At 64.7% G+C, this 19,914-nt stretch carries 18 protein-coding genes; 10 read left to right on the top strand and 8 right to left on the bottom strand.

The genetic code is table 11. The features are described from left to right. Positions 1 to 106 precede the first annotated feature (106 nt). The 4 genes from GY791_04045 to GY791_04030 all read left to right on the top strand — a co-directional run bounded on the left by GY791_04045 (position 107) and on the right by GY791_04030 (position 3,504). A complete protein-coding gene (locus tag GY791_04045; GenBank protein MCP4327593.1) occupies positions 107 to 1,165 on the top strand; it encodes an LLM class flavin-dependent oxidoreductase in 1,059 nt (352 codons plus the stop codon). Positions 1,166 to 1,187: 22 nt separating this feature from the next. Then, positions 1,188 to 2,003 (top strand): alpha/beta fold hydrolase, encoded by an 816-nt coding sequence (locus GY791_04040; protein MCP4327592.1) that lies wholly within the window; start codon positions 1,188 to 1,190, stop codon positions 2,001 to 2,003. Positions 2,004 to 2,049: 46 nt separating this feature from the next. Then, positions 2,050 to 2,433, top strand: a complete 384-nt coding sequence (locus GY791_04035) for a nuclear transport factor 2 family protein (protein MCP4327591.1) — start codon at positions 2,050 to 2,052, stop codon at positions 2,431 to 2,433. 105 nt (positions 2,434 to 2,538) lie between these two features. Further along, positions 2,539 to 3,504 carry a dihydrodipicolinate synthase family protein gene (locus tag GY791_04030; protein ID MCP4327590.1) on the top strand — a complete coding sequence of 322 codons (966 nt, stop codon included), beginning with the start codon at positions 2,539 to 2,541 and terminating at the stop codon, positions 3,502 to 3,504. A gap of 69 nt (positions 3,505 to 3,573) precedes the next feature. On the opposite strand, the gene GY791_04025 is transcribed toward GY791_04030, so the two are convergent. The 4 genes from GY791_04025 to GY791_04010 all read right to left on the bottom strand — a co-directional run bounded on the left by GY791_04025 (position 3,574) and on the right by GY791_04010 (position 8,870). Next, positions 3,574 to 4,722: an epoxide hydrolase gene (locus GY791_04025; protein ID MCP4327589.1), complete on the bottom strand. Its 1,149-nt coding sequence runs from the start codon at positions 4,720 to 4,722 to the stop codon at positions 3,574 to 3,576. A 485-nt stretch (positions 4,723 to 5,207) separates the two neighbouring features. Further along, on the bottom strand, positions 5,208 to 6,890 hold the full coding sequence (locus GY791_04020) for an AMP-binding protein (GenBank protein ID MCP4327588.1): 1,683 nt from the start codon (positions 6,888 to 6,890) through the stop codon (positions 5,208 to 5,210). A gap of 377 nt (positions 6,891 to 7,267) precedes the next feature. Then, positions 7,268 to 8,065: a glycosyltransferase family 2 protein gene (locus tag GY791_04015; GenBank protein ID MCP4327587.1), complete on the bottom strand. Its 798-nt coding sequence runs from the start codon at positions 8,063 to 8,065 to the stop codon at positions 7,268 to 7,270. After that, positions 8,055 to 8,870, bottom strand: coding sequence for a glycosyltransferase family 2 protein (locus GY791_04010; protein MCP4327586.1), 816 nt, complete (start codon positions 8,868 to 8,870; stop codon positions 8,055 to 8,057). Before GY791_04010 ends, GY791_04015 begins: the two co-directional genes overlap by 11 nt. Positions 8,871 to 9,123: 253 nt before the next feature. Here GY791_04010 and GY791_04005 point away from each other — a divergent pair, with 253 nt between their 5' ends. Both GY791_04005 and GY791_04000 read left to right on the top strand, forming a co-directional pair. Further along, positions 9,124 to 10,902: a glycosyltransferase family 4 protein gene (locus GY791_04005; GenBank protein MCP4327585.1), complete on the top strand. Its 1,779-nt coding sequence runs from the start codon at positions 9,124 to 9,126 to the stop codon at positions 10,900 to 10,902. Positions 10,903 to 10,941: 39 nt separating this feature from the next. Continuing rightward, positions 10,942 to 11,865, top strand: coding sequence for a glycosyltransferase (locus tag GY791_04000; GenBank protein ID MCP4327584.1), 924 nt, complete (start codon positions 10,942 to 10,944; stop codon positions 11,863 to 11,865). A 76-nt stretch (positions 11,866 to 11,941) separates the two neighbouring features. Here the strand turns inward: GY791_04000 and GY791_03995 are convergent, their stop codons facing one another. The 3 genes from GY791_03995 to GY791_03985 form a co-directional block, all read right to left on the bottom strand. Beyond that, complete coding sequence (locus GY791_03995) at positions 11,942 to 13,192, bottom strand: sodium:proton antiporter (protein MCP4327583.1); 1,251 nt, start codon at positions 13,190 to 13,192, stop codon at positions 11,942 to 11,944. A 159-nt stretch (positions 13,193 to 13,351) separates the two neighbouring features. Continuing rightward, positions 13,352 to 14,521, bottom strand: a complete 1,170-nt coding sequence (locus GY791_03990) for a hypothetical protein (protein MCP4327582.1) — start codon at positions 14,519 to 14,521, stop codon at positions 13,352 to 13,354. A gap of 4 nt (positions 14,522 to 14,525) precedes the next feature. Beyond that, a complete protein-coding gene (locus tag GY791_03985) occupies positions 14,526 to 15,380 on the bottom strand; it encodes a hypothetical protein (GenBank protein ID MCP4327581.1) in 855 nt (284 codons plus the stop codon). Positions 15,381 to 15,520: 140 nt separating this feature from the next. Between GY791_03985 and GY791_03980 the strand changes: the two genes are divergently transcribed. Both GY791_03980 and GY791_03975 read left to right on the top strand, forming a co-directional pair. After that, positions 15,521 to 16,060, top strand: coding sequence for a hypothetical protein (locus GY791_03980; GenBank protein ID MCP4327580.1), 540 nt, complete (start codon positions 15,521 to 15,523; stop codon positions 16,058 to 16,060). A 729-nt stretch (positions 16,061 to 16,789) separates the two neighbouring features. Further along, positions 16,790 to 17,914: a 2'-deoxycytidine 5'-triphosphate deaminase gene (locus GY791_03975; GenBank protein MCP4327579.1), complete on the top strand. Its 1,125-nt coding sequence runs from the start codon at positions 16,790 to 16,792 to the stop codon at positions 17,912 to 17,914. A gap of 83 nt (positions 17,915 to 17,997) precedes the next feature. Here the strand turns inward: GY791_03975 and GY791_03970 are convergent, their stop codons facing one another. After that, positions 17,998 to 18,975: a transcriptional regulator GcvA gene (locus GY791_03970; protein MCP4327578.1), complete on the bottom strand. Its 978-nt coding sequence runs from the start codon at positions 18,973 to 18,975 to the stop codon at positions 17,998 to 18,000. A 148-nt stretch (positions 18,976 to 19,123) separates the two neighbouring features. Here GY791_03970 and GY791_03965 point away from each other — a divergent pair, with 148 nt between their 5' ends. Beyond that, on the top strand, positions 19,124 to 19,336 hold the full coding sequence (locus tag GY791_03965) for a hypothetical protein (GenBank protein ID MCP4327577.1): 213 nt from the start codon (positions 19,124 to 19,126) through the stop codon (positions 19,334 to 19,336). 113 nt (positions 19,337 to 19,449) lie between these two features. After that, positions 19,450 to 19,905 carry an MmcB family DNA repair protein gene (locus GY791_03960; GenBank protein ID MCP4327576.1) on the top strand — a complete coding sequence of 152 codons (456 nt, stop codon included), beginning with the start codon at positions 19,450 to 19,452 and terminating at the stop codon, positions 19,903 to 19,905. The last annotated feature ends 9 nt before the right edge of the window (positions 19,906 to 19,914 follow it).

Here is a 19,914-nt window from a genome sequence, read left to right as displayed (position 1 = left end):
AGCATTTTTCAAGTTTACGGCGCGCCGTCTTTAGGCGATTACTGAACGTTTGGTCCGAAGCGACGCGCCGCAGCGCCGTCTCGCGCGACAACAGGAGGATAGACCGATGCGCTTCAATCTCGTCATTAACATGGAACGTCTCGAACCGGACCATGACATGGGCGAGGTCGCCCGCCATACCACCGAAATGGTGCAGATGGCCGACGACGGCGGGTTCGATATCGCGTGGGCCGCCGAGCATCACGCCATCGAAATGACGATCGCGCCGGGCCCGTTCCAGCTGTTGGCGCATTTGGCCGCCCATACCTCGCGTATCCGCCTCGGCACGGCGGTCGTCGTCGCGCCCTATTGGCACCCGATCAAGCTCGCCGGCGAGGCGGCGATGTTCGATCTGTTGTCGGGCGGACGCCTCGAATTCGGCATCGGCAAGGGCGCCTACCAGCGCGAGTTCGACCGCCTGGCCGGCGGCATGAACCAGAACCAGGGCGTGCCGATGATGCTCGAAATGATTCCCGCGCTGAAGGCGCTGTGGGCCGGCGATTATGAACATGACGGGGAGTATTGGCAGTTCCCGGCCGCGACCTCGGTGCCCAAGCCGGTGCAGAAACCGCACCCGCCGATCTGGGTCGCGGCCCGTGATCCCGGCACCTTCGATGCCGCGGTCAAGGACGGCTACAGCGTCATGACCTGGGCCCTGACGCGGCCGTTTTCCGAGGTCGAGACCTATATGGAACGGTTCGAATCGGCGCTCGCCAAGAGCCCCGGTGTGGCCCGGCCGCGCTTCATGACCATGCGCCACGCCGCGATCTACGGCAACGCGGACGAAAGCGACGTCTACATCGAGGCGCTCCAGCACCAGGGCCGACAGTTCGAGAATTTGTTCCGCAATCTGGCCCCGGTCGTCGACGGCTTCCCCCAAGAGGTGCCGTTCGAGATGCTGCAGAACCAAGGCGAGTACGAGCGCGAGAAGCTGCTCGAAAACCTTATCTTCGGCACCCCCGATCAGGCCATCGCCACGCTCAAGCGTTATGAGGCGCTGGGCGTCGATTATTTCTGCTATTGCGCCAGCTACGGCCTGCCGTTGGCGGAGCAGAAAAAGTCGCTGCGGCTGTTCATCGACGAGGTCATGCCGGCGTTCCAGGAACGCCAGGCGGCGGCGGAGTAGGCGGCGCAGCGAGGGCGCCGCGATGGCCGGACGCCGCCACGGCGGCACGGCCTATGAAGTCACCGGGTCGGGACCGCCGGTCGTGCTGGTCCACGGGCTCGGCATGAACCGCCACATGTGGCAATGGCAGACCTCGGCGCTCGCCGCTCACTTCACGGTCCTCGCCTACGACATTCTCGGCCATGGCGACAGCGCCGATCCCGAGATTCCCTGCCGCATGGAGCAATACGTCGATCAGCTCGCCGCGCTCGCCGACGCGGCGGGAGTGGATCGGTTCGGCCTGGTTGGCTTTTCCCTCGGCGGCCTCATCGTCCAGGCCTTCGCATTGGCCCACCCCAATCGGGTCGCCGCGCTGGCCATTCTGCACGCCGCCCACGGCCGCACGCCCGGCGAGCGCGAGGGCATTCTCGCCCGCGTCGATCTGGCCGCGAAATGCGGCCCCGCCGCGACCGTTGACGCCGCGCTCGAACGCTGGTTCACGCCCGGCTTCGCGGCCGACAACCCCGAGATCCTGGACCGGGTTCGGGGCTGGATCCTGGCCAACGATCCCGCCGTCTATCCGGCGATTTACCGCCTCTTGGCCGACGGCGATTTGCCGTTGGCCACGGCTATCGCCGAAATCCGCTGCCCGACGTTGGTCCTGACCGCGGAGCAGGATGCCGGCAATTCGCCCGATATGACCCGCCGCATGGCGGCCCTCATCCCCGGAGCCCGCGCCGCGGTGTTGCCCGGGCTGCGGCACATGGCCCTGGCCGAAGATCCCGATGCGGTCAATTCCCGCCTTGTGCCGTTCCTCGAGGAAGCGTTGAATCCGGCTCGCGCCGCGGCCGCCGGCTGACCGGCCGGCGGTGGGCGCGGTCGATACGATTCACAGGGAGGAACCGATGGTCGAGAGTAGCGGCGTGACGCTGGCGCTGGTCGAAGAAATCGTTGCCGCCTTCAATCGCAAGGACGTCGATGCGATCCTCGCCTACTTCGCCGACGACGGCGAGTTCTACCTCGCCGCCGGACCGGAGCCCTGGGGCCAGGTCTTCAAGGGCCGGGAGGCGATCGGCGCAGCGCTGCGCGACCGCTTCGCGGCGATTCCGGACCTGCAATGGGTCGATGGACGCAATTGGATCATGGGCGACAAGGCGTTGTCGGAATGGCGGGTCCAGGGCACGCTCGAGAATGGCGAACGGATCGATTGCCTGGGCTGCGATCTGTGGGAATTCCGCGATGGCAAGGTGCTCAAGAAGGACACCTACTACAAGCGGGTCACCGGATAAACGCGGCCGCCGCCTGCCGCTTTGGACAGGCCACGCCTCGTGTGGTGATATATGGGTGGCTCATCGAGCGCCGACCACCATGCGACGACACCGAAGGAAACAAAGATGACCGCGAAACTCGCCGACCCTCCCTCCGCGCGTGCGGCCGCACCGAACGTCGACGCCAAACGGCTACATGGGGTTTGGTGCCCGACCCTGACCCCGGTCGACGCCGACCTCAACCCCGACACCGGGCGTCTCCATGAACACGTCGCCTGGCTGCTCGAGGGCGGCTGTCATGGCGTCGGGCTGTTCGGGACCACCGGGGAGGCGAACTCGTTCTCGGTCGCCGAGCGAAAGGCGGTGCTGGAATCGGTGGTCGCCGCGGGCGTGCCGACCGACCGGTTGATGGTCGGTACCGGGTGTTGTGCCCTCACCGACACCGTCGCGCTGACCCGGCATGCCGCCGAACTCGGCTGCCGCAACGTCCTGATGCTGCCTCCGTTCTATTACAAGGGCGTCAGCGACGAGGCGCTGCACCGCAGCTATGGCGAAGTCATCGACCGGGTCGCCGACCCCGACCTGGTGATCTGCCTCTATCACTTCCCCAAGCTGTCGGGGGTGCCGATCACCCTGGGCCTGATCGAACGATTGGTGGCGTCGTTTCCCGACACCATTGGCGGCGTCAAGGACAGCTCCGGCGATCCCGACTCGCTGGCCGCGTTTCTCGCGGCGTTTCCCGACCTCGCGATCTTTCCCGGCTCCGAGGTGCTGCTTCTCGATGGCCTGAAACAGGGTGGCGCCGGGTGCATCACGGCGACGGCCAACGTGCACGCCGCCGCCGTCCGCCGGGTCTACGGTTCCTGGACCGCGTCCGACGGCGAGACCGAGGATCGCCAGGCTTATGCAACCGCGATCCGCGAGACCATCCAGACCCAGCCCATGATTCCGATGCTGAAGAACCTCGTCGCCGGGGCCCGCGGCGACGCCGACTGGCTCCGCGTCCGCCCACCGATGATCGAGCTCGGCGATGCCGCGCGCGCCGATGTCGAGCGAAAGCTGGACGATTTGGGGTTCGTGTTCGGCGGCTGAACGCTGCGGCCGGCGGCGCCGCTGGGGTTCCGGCGGCGCGAGCGCCAAGAGCGATTTCTCAGCGCCCCTCTAGCGCAACGCGCGGGCGAAGGCGCGGATGTCGTCGAGCAGAAACTCCGGCGCCTCGAGCGCCGCGAAGTGGCCACCCCGCGGCATCTCGGTCCAGCGCCGGACGTTGTACATGCGTTCGACATAGGCGCGCGGCGGCCATGGCAGGAGTTCTTCCGGGAACAGGGCGCAGGCCGTCGGCACCTCGACCCGCTTGCCCTCACGCGACAGCGTACGGCCGCCCTCCTCGCGCCGCCCGTAGTAAATCCAGGACGCCGTGTTGAAGGTCCGGGTGACGATGTAGACCATGATGTTGGTGAGCATCATGTCCTTGCTGTGAACGCTCTCGACGTCATCGCCCTCGATGTCGGACCATCCGTGGAACTTCTCGACGATCCAGGCGGCGACGCCGACCGGGCTGTCCATCATGGCGTAGCTCAAGGTTTGCGGCCTGGTCGCCTGCTGGGTGCGGTAGCCGTTCTGCATCACCTGCCCGCGCTCGAAGCGTTCGGCCCAGGCTTCCTCCTCCGGGTTCCGCGGGCCGTCCGGGTTTTGCATGGTCATGAAGTTGAGGTGGATCGCCTTGCACGCCGGCGCGTGTTCGAAGCCGAGCCAACTCGAGATCGCGGCCCCCCAGTCGCCGCCCTGGGCCAGATACCCGTCATACCCCAGCACATCGGTCATCAGGGTCGCGAATACGTCGGCCACTTTGCGCGGACCGTAGGGGCGCGGCGGCCGGCCGGAGAAGCCGAATCCCGGCAGTGACGGGGCGACGACATCGAAGGTGTCTTCGGCATGGCCGCCGAATCGTTCCGGGTGGGCCAACGGCTCGATGAAATCGAGGAACTCGACGATCGAGCCCGGCCAGCCGTGGCTGATGATCAGCGGCAGGGGTGCCGGGCCGCTGCCCTTCTCGTGGATGAAATGGAGGTCGATGCCGTCGACATTGGCCTTGAAATGGGGGAAACGATTGATCGCGGCCTCGTGTTTCCGCCAGTCGTAGTCCTCGACCCAATAGGCGCAGAGCTCTTTCATGTAGTCGAGGTTGGTGCCGTAGTCCCAGCCGTCGTCGTCGGGCATTTCGTGCCAGGGATAGGCGGCGACCCGGGCGCGGATGGCCGCGAGGGTCTCGTCGGGGACGTCGATGTGGAAGGGACGGACCGATGTCATGCCGGGTCTCCACAGCTGACTTTTGTTTCTCCTTCGGGTCCGCCATGGTGAGGCCCGGCGCGCAACTTGTATAGGCTGCCGTCGACCGTGGAGTTGGGAGATCGCGCCGCAAGACCACATCGGTCCTTGGTTTTGTGCCGACCCTGCGACGCGCCGCCCGGTCGAGACCTCGCGCTTCAAAACCTTCGTCGGGATTCGGGGGGAAACCAGGAACGCGTGATTTGGAATACTGGAGCGGCTTCAATGAACTCCGAGTCAATTCTGTTTCGCATCCGGCGTGCCGATCCACAAGGAAGCAAGTGCGGCGCGACGCCTGGGCATCGGGCAAGCTTGCCGACGCCTTGGGCGGCCGCCGGATGGAACCCTTAAGGGACGGGCGGTTTTGACCGCCGGGGGCGTCGCTCGTCGCTCGATATGCGCCGGCATGCCATCGCTCCTCGCTCCTGCCCGGTGGCCAAAACCGCTCCGTCAGAATGGCTCCGAGTTCATTGAAGCCGCTCTAGCTCCTCGGCCATTCGTTCTCGCATGACGAATTTCTGAATCTTGCCTGTCACCGTCATAGGGAAATCGTCCACGAACCGGATGTGGCGCGGCACCTTGTAGTGCGCGATCTGCCCCGTGCAGAAGGCCTTCACATCTTCCTCGGTCAGGGTTTCGCCTGATCGCACTTGGATCCAGGCGCACAGCTCCTCGCCGTAACGCTCGTCCGGAACGCCGAACACCTGCACGTCCTGCACGGCCGGATGCCGGTACAAAAACTCCTCGATCTCGCGCGGATAGATGTTCTCGCCGCCGCGGATCACCATGTCCTTGATGCGCCCCACGATCTTGCAGTAGCCGTCCTCGTCCATGGTCGCGAGATCGCCTGTGTGCATCCAGCCGTTGGCGTCGATGGCCTCGGCCGTTTTCTCTGCATCGTCCCAGTAGCCGAGCATCACCGAATACCCGCGCGTGCAGAACTCTCCCGTCTCCCCGCGCGGTACGATCCGCCCTTCGGGGTCGATGATCTTGATCTCCACGTGCGGATGGACTCGGCCCACCGTACCCGTCTGCTTTTCGAGCGAGTCGCCGATCAGCGTTTGCGTGCTGACCGGACTCGTCTCGGTCATGCCGTAGCCAATGGTCATCTCCGAAAGATGCATGTCCTCAACGCAACGGCGCATTATCTCTATCGGGCATGGTGCACCCGCCATCATTCCGGTCCGGAGGCTCGACAGTTCGAACGAAGGGAACTCCGGATGGTCGAGTTCCGCGATGAACATCGTCGGCACACCGTAAAGCGCGGTGCATTTTTCGTCAGACACGGTCTTCAGCGTCACCAGCGGATCGAACCCCTCGCCCGGCAGCACCATGGCTGAACCGTGTGTGATGCACGCGAGGTTACCGATCACCATGCCGAAGCAATGATAGAGCGGCACGGGAATGCACACCCTGTCCTCCGGACCGAAGTGCATAGCCTCGCCGAGGAAATAGCCATTGTTGAGGATGTTGTGGTGCGTCAGCGTTGCGCCCTTAGGTAGTCCCGTGGTGCCGGAGGTGAACTGGATATTGATTGGATCGTCGAATTGCATCGTGCCCTTGAGCTCGGCAAGCCGCGCCCGCTCCGCCTCCCTGCCCATGCTATAGACCGTCTCGAAGCCGAACGTGCCCGCAACAGGAGCGCCCCCGATCTGGATCACGGTTCGAAGCTCCGGCAACTTGTCAGCCTTCAGTTGGCCGGGATCCGATGACGCCAGTTCCGGTACCAGAGCATTGATCATGCCCACGTAATCGCTGCTCCTAAAGCTCTCTGTCGTGATCAGCGCCCGGCAACCCACCATGTTAAGCGCGTATTCCAGCTCCGCCAGCCGGTAAGCTGGATTGATGTTTACCAGTATGAGCCCCGCCTTTGCGGTCGCGAATTGCGTAACCACCCACTCCGCATTATTGGGCGACCAGATGCCGATACGGTCGCTGGGCCTGAGCCCCAGCGCCAGAAGTCCAGCCGCGAAGGCATCGACCTTTGCCCCGAGCTCCTGGTAGGTCCAATGGATGCTCTGCTGGGAGACAATGAGGCCGGGCCGGACGCCCCAGCGCTCCACCGTGCGGTCGAAGCGGACACCGATAGTCTCGCCGATGAGCGGTGTCGCGCTGGCGCCATGCGCATAGCTGGGAGCCTTAGTCGCCATCTCCCGTCCCTCCGCTGCTGGTGTTCGGCTTGTTCTTTTTTGGAATTATGCCATCCACCAACACCCCAGTCGAGAAGCAGGCAATCGGGGCATGGCGGAGAGTGGCGAAGACCCCCGGCACCTCATTGACCGTCCGCACCGCCCGGCGCAGCTTCCAGCGCGTCGGCACTTCGGCCTCTTGCGGCCCGTATCTTTATCGCGACCGAATTCGGGTCGAGTGAATTTTCAGTCCGATCAAGCACTGTCGCCGCATCGCAACAAGGTTCGACGAGCTGACAGCGAACGTCCTCGCCTTCATCAAGCTTGCCATTTTCGGGCTGTGGCTGCGCGTTCACGAGCCCACGTCCTAGTCTCAGTGCAAGACAACGCGGCAGAGGTCAGGCTCGCTCCTGAACCACCTGGCGGAGCGTCTTGCCGAACCACATTGCGTGTTGGCGGATGACGCGCCCGCGCTCCGGCTCGACGATGTTGTGCTTGTCGAGGATCTTTTTCAGATCCGCGATCTGCTGATCCGGATTCCTCAGGGTCAGCCGATCGCCGTCATGGTCCCGGTAATTGTAGAGTTTCTTCTCGACCATCGACACCGAGGCGCCGATCTCCAGAAGGCTCCAGATAAGATCCAGATCATCGGGGCCGGTCTGCCCGACCGTCTCGTCGACTCCGCCCACTGCCTCCAGGCACGCTTTCCTGAACAGGTAGAAAAACGAGAGATAGTCCGCCTTGTCCATCAGTGTTGGCAGAGTCTCATACCACTCCGCCGTGTGAAGTTTGCGAAGATCGAGCTTGGTCAAGCCGTCCGGCGCGTAGAACTGGATGTCGGTCGATACGATGTCGGCATCGCGGTCAATGCAGTCCTCTACCGTCGTCGGTTCCAACCAGTCGTCGGAAAGCAGGAAGCCGATCCGGTCCGCAGTCGCATGCTTGATCCCGGTATTGAACGCGGCGGCAAAATTGGCGCGTTCCTCGATCATGACCTTTAACGAGGGTGCGTCTTGCTGCAGCTTTCGCAACGCGTTTAGGTTGCGCTCGGGCGTGTCGGCCGCGTGGACGACGATGACCTCGCAGGCGATGGTTTGGTCGAGGGCCGAACGCACACATCGGTCAAGATAAGTGTCGTCCTGTACGCGAAGCGGGATGATGATCGTTGCCGGCGGCGGCTCGGTTCTATTGGACATTCGGAATTGATCCCCGTTCCTGAACCACCTCGAGCAGTGTCCGGCCGTACCACCGGGCGTGGTGGCGGACGATTCGCTCGCGTTCCGGTTCGACAATACTGTGCTTGTCGAGGATCTTCTTCAGGTCGGCGATCTGAAGATCCCTATCGCGGAGCGTGAGCCTTTCTCCGTCGTGGTCGCGGCAGTTGTAGAGCTTCTTCTCCACAACCGATACCGTGGCACCGTGTTCGAGCAGGCTCCAAATCAGGTCGAGATCGTCGGGGCCGGTCAGCCCGGCCGTTTCGTCGACGCCACCCACCGCCTTCAGACAGGGCTTCTTGAACAGGTAGAAATAGGAAAGAAAGCTGGCCTTGGCCAACAGCGTGGTCAGGCTCGCATATTTTTCCGCCGTATGCGGTGGGCGAAGTTCTAGCTTGGTCGAGCCGTCCGCGGCATAGAACTCGATGTCCGTCGATACGATGTCCGCGTCGCGGCGGATACATTCTTCAACGGCGGTCGGATCCAACCAATCGTCGGAAAGAAGAAACCCGATGCGGTCGGCGGCGGCAGTCTTGATCCCCGTATTGAAAGCGTCGGCGAAACTATCGCGTTCCCGAACGATGATCCTTAGTGCCGGCGCATCGTCCTGGATCCTTTGCAGCGTGGCCAGGTTCCGCTCCGGCGTATTCGCCGCTACGACGACGATCACTTCCGAGGTGATGGTCTGGGCGAGCGCCGAACGAACGCAATGCCCGAGATACACATCGCTTTGCCGGCGAAGCGGAATAATGATTGTGGCTCGCGGCGGTCCCGTTCTTTCGGACATTGGAATTCAATCCCTGTTGCGCCTGGATACTTCGCGCGATCCAAACTCCGCACGGCCCAAGTCACGGCGCGGATAGCAAACCGATCCGGCTGCGCCCTCGGATATCAATGCTGGGCCAGGAAGGCAATGGCGTTAGGGCCACGCTCGACGCCATGGTTGAATATCGCTCGAAATTTTAGTCGCTTCCGCCTAGCCATTGGAACGGCTCGATGATATCAGATGCGGTGGAGGACACGGACGGGGCGGGGACCCATTGGTCACACTAAAGATTCTATACGACGTCGAGGGCTGGGCCTATTACAACAACGCGGTCGCCCTGCAGAAATATGCGCCGCCCGATTTCGAGGTGTCGTTGGCGGCCTACCTTCACGATTCCGACCTCAAAGAGGCGTTGGGAGACGCGCCGCCCGACATTTTGGTGCTCTGCCGTTTTCAGTCGATCCGCAAGGTGCGGGATGAACTGCAGCGGCTGAACTGGCCGACCAAGCTGGTATCGATCTGGAACAACGGCTGGCCGGAGCGGTCCAATATCTTGGCGGACGTGCTGGACAAATCGGACCTCGTCGTTTTCGCCAATTATGCGACCTGGAACAATGCCGGCCGGCCGGCTCACGGTGTGATGATCCCGATCGGGGTCGATTTGGACATTTTCAACGTTCGCAAGCCGATCGCCGAGAGGCAACCGAAGGTGCTGTGGTGCGGTTCGGAGTTGATGCGCGAACTGAAGGGCTACGACGAATACGCCGTACCGCTTGCCACGAGACTCGAACGCCAGGGCATTTGCACGAATTTCCGTCTCGTCGATTCGTTTAGCGATCGCAACCTGGCGCCGGAGGAGATGGCGGACTGGTACAACACGGGCACGGTGTTCGTGTGCACCAGCCGGACCGAAGGGACGCCGAACGTCGCGCTCGAAGCAGCGGCCAGTGGTTGCGCCCTTGTATCGACCCGGGTCGGCAACATGACGGAACTCATTCGCAACGGTGAGAACGGAATGCTGGTCGATCGTGAAATTGTAACGATTCACGATGCGGTCGAAAAAGCGATCCTACGGCACACACAATTAGCCACGGCAATGCAAACGACCATTGCCAATTGGAGTTGGGAAAAGCGGAGCAAGCAATTCTACAAGGTGGTCCGCCCGCTTGCGCGTTCGGTCGATCGAACGGCACCAATCAAAATCGCCGAAGGGAAGCCGGATTTGTCGGACGAAGTGACCGTGTTCGTGCTGACCGTCGGCGCCCCCAGCTACGAGTCCTGCCTCAGTTTCCTGCGCCGGCAGGACTGCCGGTTTCGGCTCGAGATCATCGACCATGTGGCACCGATTAGCGCTGCAAACCAGCGCATGCACGACCGTTGCAAGACGCCCTACTTCGTGCAGGTCGACGAAGACATGCTGCTCTATCCGCACGCCGTGCGCACGCTCCATAGGACGATCAAGTCACAGCCGCCAAACATCGCTCTCTACTGCGCCTATTTGCACGATGTTCATCTCGGGCGTCCGGTGCAGGGGGTCAAGATCCACCGCCATGACATCGTCCGCAACTACCCCTTCCGTAATGTCGCCGGATGCGATGTCGAGCAGAACCGCCGCTTGCGGGCCGATGGATACAATTATGCCGTTCAGGCACTAGGATCGGGTCGCGACCCCTTCACCAACACCCTGGGACTGCACGGCGTGGCGTGGACCGACGAGACGATCTATCTGCGGTATTTCATACTCGAATCCCGGCGACGCCACGAAAGCGGGTTCGGCGTTTGGCAGAGCGAATTGTTCACCGAACTGGGCGCAAAATTCAGACAGGATCCGAGTCGCCAGAATTTCCTCGCCCTCATGGGTGCTCTGATCGGATGGATGGAACCGGAGTACAGCAATCCGTTCGAGAAGGATTTCCATAAATACGGCGACACACCCGGGTTGCAGGCCGTGCTGCGGATGCTCGACGAGCTCGAGGCGACACCGGGGCGGAGCGATACCGATGACGGTCTGGGCGATATCGACCCGTCGCTTTCGAGCAAGCTGGCCGAGTAAGTGTCGTCGCCGTCGTCCGACATGTTGGAATACCCGACGGTGAGCGTCGTCATCCCGGCATTCAACGCGGCGGGGATTGTCGGCGATTGTATCGACGCCATTCTTGCCCAAGACTACCCGCGGTCGCGGTTCGAAATCATCGTCGTCGACAATGCATCGACCGACGACACGAATGCCGTGCTTCGCTCCTATGGCGGCGATGTAACCGTCGTCGAAGAAGCGCGCCGCGGTGCCGCCGCCGCGCGCAACGCCGGCATGCGGCGCGCGGGCAATCAATTCATCGCCCTGACCGACGCCGACTGCGTGCCCGAACCGTCGTGGCTGCGATGTCTTCTCGAGGCGGCGCATGCCGATCCCGACGTCGAATTCATCGGCGGACCGGTCAGGTCTCTCGGCGCCGACAGCGAAATCGAAAGATTTGGCGAAAAATGCTTCGATCATGAGGCCGCGCTGTCCGACGAACGATTCCCCTATGCCATCACCGGCAATGTCCTTTTTCGAAGGTCCTGTCTTGCCAAGGTCGGATATTTCGACGAGGGCATGCGCTATGGCGAGGACACGGAGTTGAGCTTTCGCGCGCTCTTTCATCACAAGGCAAGGTTCGCCTATGCCCCCGACGCGGTGGTCTACCACCGCAACCCGCGAACCGTCGCCGCGCTGTTTGTCCAGGGCGTCAAGCAGGGCCGGGCGGCGGCCTACCTGCTCGTCCGCTACAGCGCCGATGTCGGCGAGACGCCATTCGGCCGGGCATTCAGGTTGCGGCGCTGGAGGCGTATCGCCGCCGATCTGTGGCGCGGCGCGCGCCTCAGCGTCGTGTCCGACGAGGCCGATCGCCTGGAAAGCCGGCACTGCCTTTACGACGCGACCCACAACATCGGCAAGCAGGTCGGGACCTTCGTTCAGGCGGTGCAAAACCTGGGCAAGACGTTTCCCGACCCTGTAGCCGGGGAGCCCGGCCGTTAGCCCCATGCGGGCCTGCGCCTCTGGAGCGTGCCGCTCCACACCTTGGATTACATGATTGGCGGGATACCTGTCCGGGTCACGAATCCCGTTCGCCGACAAAGCGACGCACGGCATGGCCGATGGTCGAGCCTTGGATGACGACCGAGAAAACGACCACGACGTAGGTCGCGGTCAGGATGGTCTCCTTGATCGCGCCCTCCGGTAGCGACAGCGCCAGGGCGATCGAGATGCCGCCGCGGACGCCGCCCCACACCAGGATCTGGAACGCGCCCGGCGTGAACGGCGCACGACGGGCAAGCACGGCCATCGGCAGCGCCACCGAAGTCGCGCGGGCCACCAGCACGATCGCGATCGCCGCCAGGCCGACGGCGAGATGCCGAAAATCGGTCGCGATCGCCACCACCTCGAGCCCGATCAACAGGAACAGCGCCGAATTGAGGATCTCGTCGACCAGCTCCCAGAACCGGGTCACGTGTTCGCGGGTCAGGTCGCTCATGGCGAAGCGGGCGCCGTGATTGCCGATGAACAGGCCGGCGACGGCCATCGCCACCGGTCCGCTGACGTGCAGGGCATGGGCCAGGGCGTAGCCGCCCATGACCAGGGCGAGCGTGATCATGACCTCCAGATTGTGCTCATCGATCGCCTTCATCGCGCGATAGGCCAGCCAACCGGCGCCGAGACCGAGCGCCACGCCGCCGCCGGCCTCGACGATGAACAACTCGGCCGCGTGGGCGACCGAGAACTCCTCGGCGCCGACCGCCGCGGCGAGCAGGATCGAGAACACGACCACACCGACGCCGTCGTTGAACAGGCTTTCGCCGGCGATCTTGGCTTCGAGCGTGGGCGGGACTTTGACCGATTTCAGCACACTCATGACCGCGACCGGGTCGGTCGGGCTGATCAGCGCGCCGAACACCAGGCACCACAGCAACGGGACCTCGAAACCGGCCACCGCCGCGATCCACTGAAAGAGGAAGGCGACGATCGCCGTCGACAGCAATACGCCGAAGGTGGCCAGCGAAAGAATTGTCCAGCGCCGCTGCATCAGCGCGTCGAGGTCGACATGGAGCGCGCCGGCGAACAGCAGGAACGACAACATGCCGTGCATCAGGGCGTCGTGGAAATCGATCTCGCGCAGGTAGCCGCGCACCGACGCGCCTAGCCCGGCTTGGGGGAACAACGCATCGGCGGCGACGATCGCCAGCGAGGCCAGCGCCCCCATGACCACGAGGCCGATGGTATGGGGGAGGCCGAGGACCCGGTAGTTGAGGTAGCCGAGCGCGGCGGCCAGGACGATCAGGATGGCGGCGGCGTCAAATGGGTTCATGCGGGAATCCACCAGCGGATGGGATCGGCGCGGTCGCGAACCCCCGGCCGGGCATACGGCCGGGAGAACCAACCGCGCGATAGATCATCGAGTGTTGCACGCCGATACGGGCTTGTGAACGCTCTCCCCGGATGACGGGGACGGCACGCGGAGGGGATGCTATCGATCGCGGCCGTCGCCGCCGGCGGTTCTCTTCTTCCGCGATACCGGCGTGCTGGCTGGGCGATTGCGCTCCACCGCAGGCGCACCGCCGGGTTGCCGGGTGCGCGTTCGGGGCGTGCCGGGCGTCGGCCGGTCGCCACCGGCGCCGGGTGCCGTCGTCCGCGCCGGTAGGCGGTGGCGAACCCGCTCGATCCGTTGCGGGACGATGCGCCCGCCGGCCTCGACATCGCCCGACAGGATGACCCGTTCACCGCGCCGCAGATTGCGGCCCGCCGGCGTGGCGGGATCGACCGCGACGCCGCCGAGCCTGAGCCCCGGCCCGACCGTGCCCGGCGCCACGTATCCTTCGATCGATAGCCGCTTCATCCGGCCGTCGAAGGGAACCATCGGCATTCGCCGCAAGCTGTCGACACGCAGGGTATGGCCGGCGCCGTCGCCGGCCACCTGGACGACCTCGCCGACGCGGACATCGGGCGCGCCGCCGTTGGTGAAATCGACCCGCTGCCCGCCGATCGCGACACCACCCGGGCCGCTCGCCGTCACCGGCCCGAGGATGCTTGAAATCCCGCCCCGGTAACGCGGTGCGACCCGACTGGCCGCGATCACGTCGCCGTCGCGCAGGCCGCTGACATCGACATAGGTGCCTTCCGCCAAGCCGTCGAGTACCGGCGCCGCGCCACGGCCGCCGGTCGCGGCAAAGGTCTCGTCGGAGAGCCGCACCCGTTGGCCGAGGACGACCATCTCGCCGGCCGCGCGGTCGATCCGCTCGACCGGGCCAGTGACCGGGTATTGGAGTTCGACGGTCCGCGCCGTCAATGCCCCGTCCCGCGCCACCGCCTCGATGGCGACGACCTGGCCGACGGCGAAGGCCTCCGGGGTCTGGGGGCCGTATACCGAGTGCACCGGGAGGTCGGGCGCATAATCGACGTGAAGCCCGTTGACGACGATGCTGCCGAAGGCGGTGATGGTGCCGACGATACCGGTGCCGCCGATGCCGCCGCTATCGTCGCCGATGCCGGTGCCGCCGATGCCACCCTCGCCGCCCGACTGGGCCGTTTCCGGCGTGCCTCCGAGGCGGCTATCGAGCCATGCGCAGCCGGCGATCGGGGACGCCAAGCCGAACAGGGCGGCCACGGCAAGCGAACGAATGAAGCGGCGATCGGGCATGTTTCTAGCGCCCGTTGTCCTTGCCGGGCGGCGGCGGGTCGCCCGCGTCGCTGTCCTCGGCCTCGTAGAAATAGACGCCGAAGCGCAGGCGCCGGGTGGCGTCGGGTTTCCCCCTGTCGTCGTCGCGGCGGGCCAAGGTTTCGCGGTTGATCGTGCGCAACGCCTCGGTTCCGGCGGCCTCGGCCCGTTCCTCGATGGCGGCGACCGACTCCGCGGTCAGGCCGCCATAGAAAACGGCGCGCTCGAACAGCGGCGAACGCTCGCCGAGCAGGTTGGAGGCGGCGCTCGCCATGTGGTCGTGGAGGTTGCGGCCGAAGAAATAAGCCAGTTCGTCGAAGCCCTCGCGCGGCACGAAGGCCTCGGTGTCGAGGGTCACGTTGTCGGCCGCGTCGACGGTGACGAGGCCGAGGCGCTGCCATTCGTCGAGTAGTGTGCGCGGGCGGACATCCTTGCTCACCGACTCGACCAGGCCGTCGAACGAGGGACCGTCGCCGCGCCGCGGTAGGACGCGGGGCTGTCCCCGCTCGTCGAGATATTCCGCGGTGCCGACCCAGCGGCCGATGACCAGCGTGCTGACGCTCGTCATCGCCGACGGCTCCAGCGCCGGGGCCTGCTCCGCGCGCAGGCGTTTGACATCCTTTCGATGCACGCCGGTGACGACGCTGATGCGGCTCGTCGTCGGCGGTTTGCCGCCGCTTTCCAAATTCGGGTCGGCCTCGGCGACGTCGACATAGGTCCGCTTCAAGAGGGCGCAGAAATTCGGATAGGTGATGCCGTGAGCCAGCAGCACCCGTACCAACGGCCGCATCAGCCGCTGGATGGCGGCGATCAGGGCGGCGGGCGGGGTCGGTTGGTCCATGGCAGTTTCCGGGGCTTCGAAGGCATCAGACTAGCCTAAGTGGGAATCAATCCCACATTTTTTCTTGACGTGGGAAAATATCCCACTTATCTTCCCTCAAATCAAGTGGGAATTATTCCCACGTTTAGATGGAGGAGATCATGAACCGATTGCAGACGATCACGATCTTGGTGGCCGCCGCCCTGATGGCGCCGTGGGCGGCGATGGCCCAAGACACCGGCGACACCACGGATCCCAACGCCCCGCAATGGATCCCGGCGATGAACGCCGACGCCGCGCACCGCCGCTTCTTCCGCGAAAAGCGCGACGACCTTCGGGATTTTCGCCAGGAGCGGCGGGAGGACGTGACCGAATTCCGCGTCGAACGACGGTCCGATGTCCGGGACTTCAGAACGGATGTGCGCGACAACCGGCAGGCGCTCCGTGACGGCGACATCACCCGCGACGAATTTCGCCAACTGACCCGTGACGACCGCCAAGACTTTCGGGTCGACCGGCGCCAGGATACCCGGGATTTCCGGCAGGACCGGCGGGTCGACCGGCGCGACTTCCGGCAGGATTGGCGCCAGGACAACCGGCGCTACAAGCACTACCGCCAGAGCCATCAGCGGATCCAATCGGCGCGCATAAAGAATGCCCGCATCAAGTCGGCCCGCATTTCATCGGCGCGCGCCAATTGACCGCTTCGGCAAGCCCACGGATCCGATAGTCGAGGAGCGCACCCATGGACCGGTTCAACGCACTCGCCGGGTTTGTCGTCTTCTATATGCGCCGCCTCGGCGGGCGCCGGCGGGCGCCGATTCATAGCCAAGCCCGCCAACCGCGCCGAATACCTTCCCGGCCGATCCCCGGTCGTCCGGCACGGACGCCGGCCATGCTCCCTCATGGCCAAGGCCTATCTCTCCAAACGGGCTCCCGTGCCGACCGGGGCGATGTCGCCGCCCGGTGACGTCGTCCGCCAACCGGCTGGGCCGGGCGATGCGGGCGACGGCGGCTACCCCCCTGCCGATAAGCCCGCATCGCCCGCTTCTCGTTGCGACAATCGATTTCTGGTCCATGCCTATCGAAGCGCACCGTCGGCGGCCGGGCGCAGCCGACGGCCGGTCGGCGATCGTGTTCCACGGCGCACCTGCCCGGATGACCGACTTGGCGCGCCGGAGTGGGCCCAGAGCGATGAACCTCGGTATCGTTTCGGCGACGAAACTGTGGATAAATATGTGGATCGTCCGGGTATTATTCGCTCTTTTCGCGAAGCGTTCGTACATTTGACTATTACTTTACAGGGAACCGCGTTTTATTTAGGGTCGGCGTTGAATTCTGGCCGGAAAATCCCCGACGGCGAGGCGTTACAGGCCACGGCCGCGACCCTGCGATCAGCAATGAGCACCGCGACACATCTTTTCCCGGAAATGACCGAGGCCGACAACAGCGAGCCGCGCCACACCACCGGCATCATGCCGTCCCATGTGCTGCGCGAATTGATCCGGGCGCGGGAAATCCTCGCCGTTCCCGATATCGCCGACGACCAGATCCAGCCGGCCAGCCTCGATCTTCGGCTCGGCGCCGTCGCTTACCGCGTGCGCTCCAGTTTCCTGCCCGGCCCCGAGCGCACGGTCGAGCAATGCGTCGCCCAGTTCAGCCTCCACGAAATCGACCTCCGCCAAGGCGCCGTCCTCGAGACCGGCTGCGTCTATGTCGTCCCGTTGCTCGAACATTTGAATCTCGGCCACGCCTTGTCCGGCGTCGCCAATCCGAAGAGCTCGACCGGCCGGATCGACGTCTTCACCCGCCTGATCGCCGACCGGGCGGGCGAATTCGACCGTGTCGCGGCCGGCTATCGGGGCCCGCTCTATGCCGAAATCTCGCCGCTCACCTTCGGCATCGTCGTCCGCCAGGGCGCCCGGCTCAACCAGATGCGGTTGCGCCGCGGCTCGCCGCCGCCGAACGATGCCCGGCTGCGCGCGCTCCACGAGCGGGTCAATTTGGTCGGCGACGCGGCGGACAAGAAGAATATCCGCAAGGGCGCCCTCGACTTCACGGTCGACCTCGCCGGCGACCCGGATAGCGGCCTCGTCGGCTACCGCGCCAAGCGCCACACCGGGCTGATCGACGTCGACCGCATCGCCGCTTACGAGCCGCTCGATTATTGGGATCCGATCTACGCCAACGAGCGGCGCCAGCTGATTCTCGATCCCAACGATTTCTACATTCTGGTGTCCAAGGAAACGGTCAAGGTGCCGCCGGACTATGCCGCCGAGATGGTCGCCTATGACACCCAGGTCGGCGAGTTTCGCGTGCACTACGCCGGCTTCTTCGATCCCGGCTTCGGCTATTCGGAGGACGGCAGTGCCGGCTCCCGCGCGGTGCTCGAGGTGCGCTCCCACAAGGTGCCGTTCATCCTCGAGGACGGCCAGACCGTCGGCCGGCTGGTTTACGAACGGCTGACCGACCCGCCACAGGAATTATATGGCCAGACCGGCTCCAGCTATCAGGGGCAGGGCCTGGCGCTCAGCAAGCACTTCAAACGCGTCTGACGGCAGACGGTCCATCGTCATCCCGGGCGCGGTGCAGCGTAAATCGGTGCGCCGCAAAACCGGGATCCCGCGTCTGCGCCGCGTCACTCAGGTGCCGCGTCGCGCTCGGGATGACGATTCGGGGCTGCCTGTTGCGGCTGTGGTTTCCCGCCGGGCTTGGCCATCTCCTCGACCAGCCAGGCGTGGAAGGCGGCGATCCGCGGGTCGGTCTCGCGGCCTTCCGGACAGACGAAGTAATAGCCGAAGTCGGGACGAAGATTGAGCGCCGGATCGAACGGCGCGACCAGCCTGCCGCTGGCGATGTCGTCGGCGATCAAGAGCCTCTCGCCGAGCGCCACGCCCTGGCCTTCGACGGCGGCGCGCATGGCCAGCTCGGCGATCATGAAGCGCGAGCCGCGGCGGGTATCGATCCCGGCGACCCCGGCCGCCTTCAGCCACATGTCCCAGGTCGGATAAATGCCCTGGAATTCGGCGATGTCGACATGGATCAGATGGTGGTGGCGCAAGTCTTCGGGGCGGCGCAGCGGATGGTCGCCCTCAAGGAGGGTTGGGCTACACACCGGCGTGATGACGTCCTTGCTGAGCAGGACGGTGTAAGTGCCCGGATAGTGGCCGCGGCCGTAGCGGACGGCGGCATCGATGCCGTCGCGGGCGAAATCGACCATGTCGAGGGTGGCGTGGAGGCGGATATCGATGTCGGTATGACGGGCATAGAACCCGTCCAGCCGGGGCACCAGCCATCGTGCCGCCGTCGAGGGCGAGGTGGTGATGGTGAGGATCCCCGAATCGTCTTGCCGCTCCATGGCGGCGGCGCCGTCGGCCAGCAAATCGAAGCCGTCGCGCAGCGCCGGCAGCGCGCGCTGCCCGGCCTCGGTCAGCAACAGCGCCCGCGCCCGGCGCCGAAACAGGGGTTGGCCGACGATCTCCTCCAGTCCCTTGACCTGATGACTGATCGCGCCCGGGGTGACGTTGAGCTCGGCCGCCGCGCGGGTGAAGCTGAGGTGGCGGGCGGCGGCTTCGAAGGCGCGCAGGGCGTTCAGGGGCGGCAGGTGACGGCTCATCTCGGGGCTCCTCTTTGAACGCGCTTTCTATTTATGAGATATTCTCAACTATATGAGGAGAAATCGTCGTTTGTCATCCTAAATTGATAAGCTTATTTAATTGGTTAATACAGATTTGGAGCTTTGAGAAATTTAGGAGGGCTCAAAAATGATGAACATTTTCGCGACCAGCATTGCCCGCGCCGGCGGAATCGAAACCGAAGCCGGCCTGCGCATCGTACCGGCGCCGCGTCCGGTCGCCGACCATACCGCCGTGCTGCTTTCCGGCTTGGCCCGGATGGCCACCTTCGCCGCCTCTCGCCTCGACCGCGGCGCGCGCCAGCTGAAGGCCCGCCGCCGGCCAGCGACGGGGGTTTGCTGATCCGTCTTCGGTTGCCAAGCGGCCGCCGGCACGCCAAGATCGGCGGTCGTTTCAGCAGGATGCGATGCCGCCTCGAAGACCACGACCGATAGAGATTGCCCGCCGCGACGGCGATGGCTGAACCGGCGGGCGGCGACACCCTTCCGGGGACGTCGATCGCCGCCGACTTGGTCCGCGGCGTGTCCCGGTTTCTCGCCGATGCGGGTTACCAGTCGGTGGCCGAATTCACCTTGCGCAATCGCCGCCGCGCCGACGTGTTCGCGCTCAACCGCGACGGCCATGTCATCGTCGTCGAGATCAAGTCGTCGGAGGCCGATTTCCGCGCCGACGGCAAGTGGCCGGAATACTTGCCCTATTGCGACGCCTTCTACTTCGCCGTGCCGCCGGGTTTTCCCGATGTCATCCTGCCCGCCGACCAGGGATTGATCATCGCCGACGCCTATCACGCCGAGATCGTCCGCCCGGCCGCCGAGCAGAAGCTCAACGGCACCCGCCGCCGCCACCTGATTCTCAATTTTGCCTTGGTCGCCGCGGCTCGCCTGCGCGGCGTCGAAGACCCGCGGCCGTAGGCGACGGAC

This window comes from Alphaproteobacteria bacterium (assembly GCA_024244705.1).
In the GTDB taxonomy this organism is placed as follows: Bacteria; Pseudomonadota; Alphaproteobacteria; order JAAEOK01; family JAAEOK01; genus JAAEOK01.
This window is presented reverse-complemented; position numbering and strand designations above follow the sequence as displayed.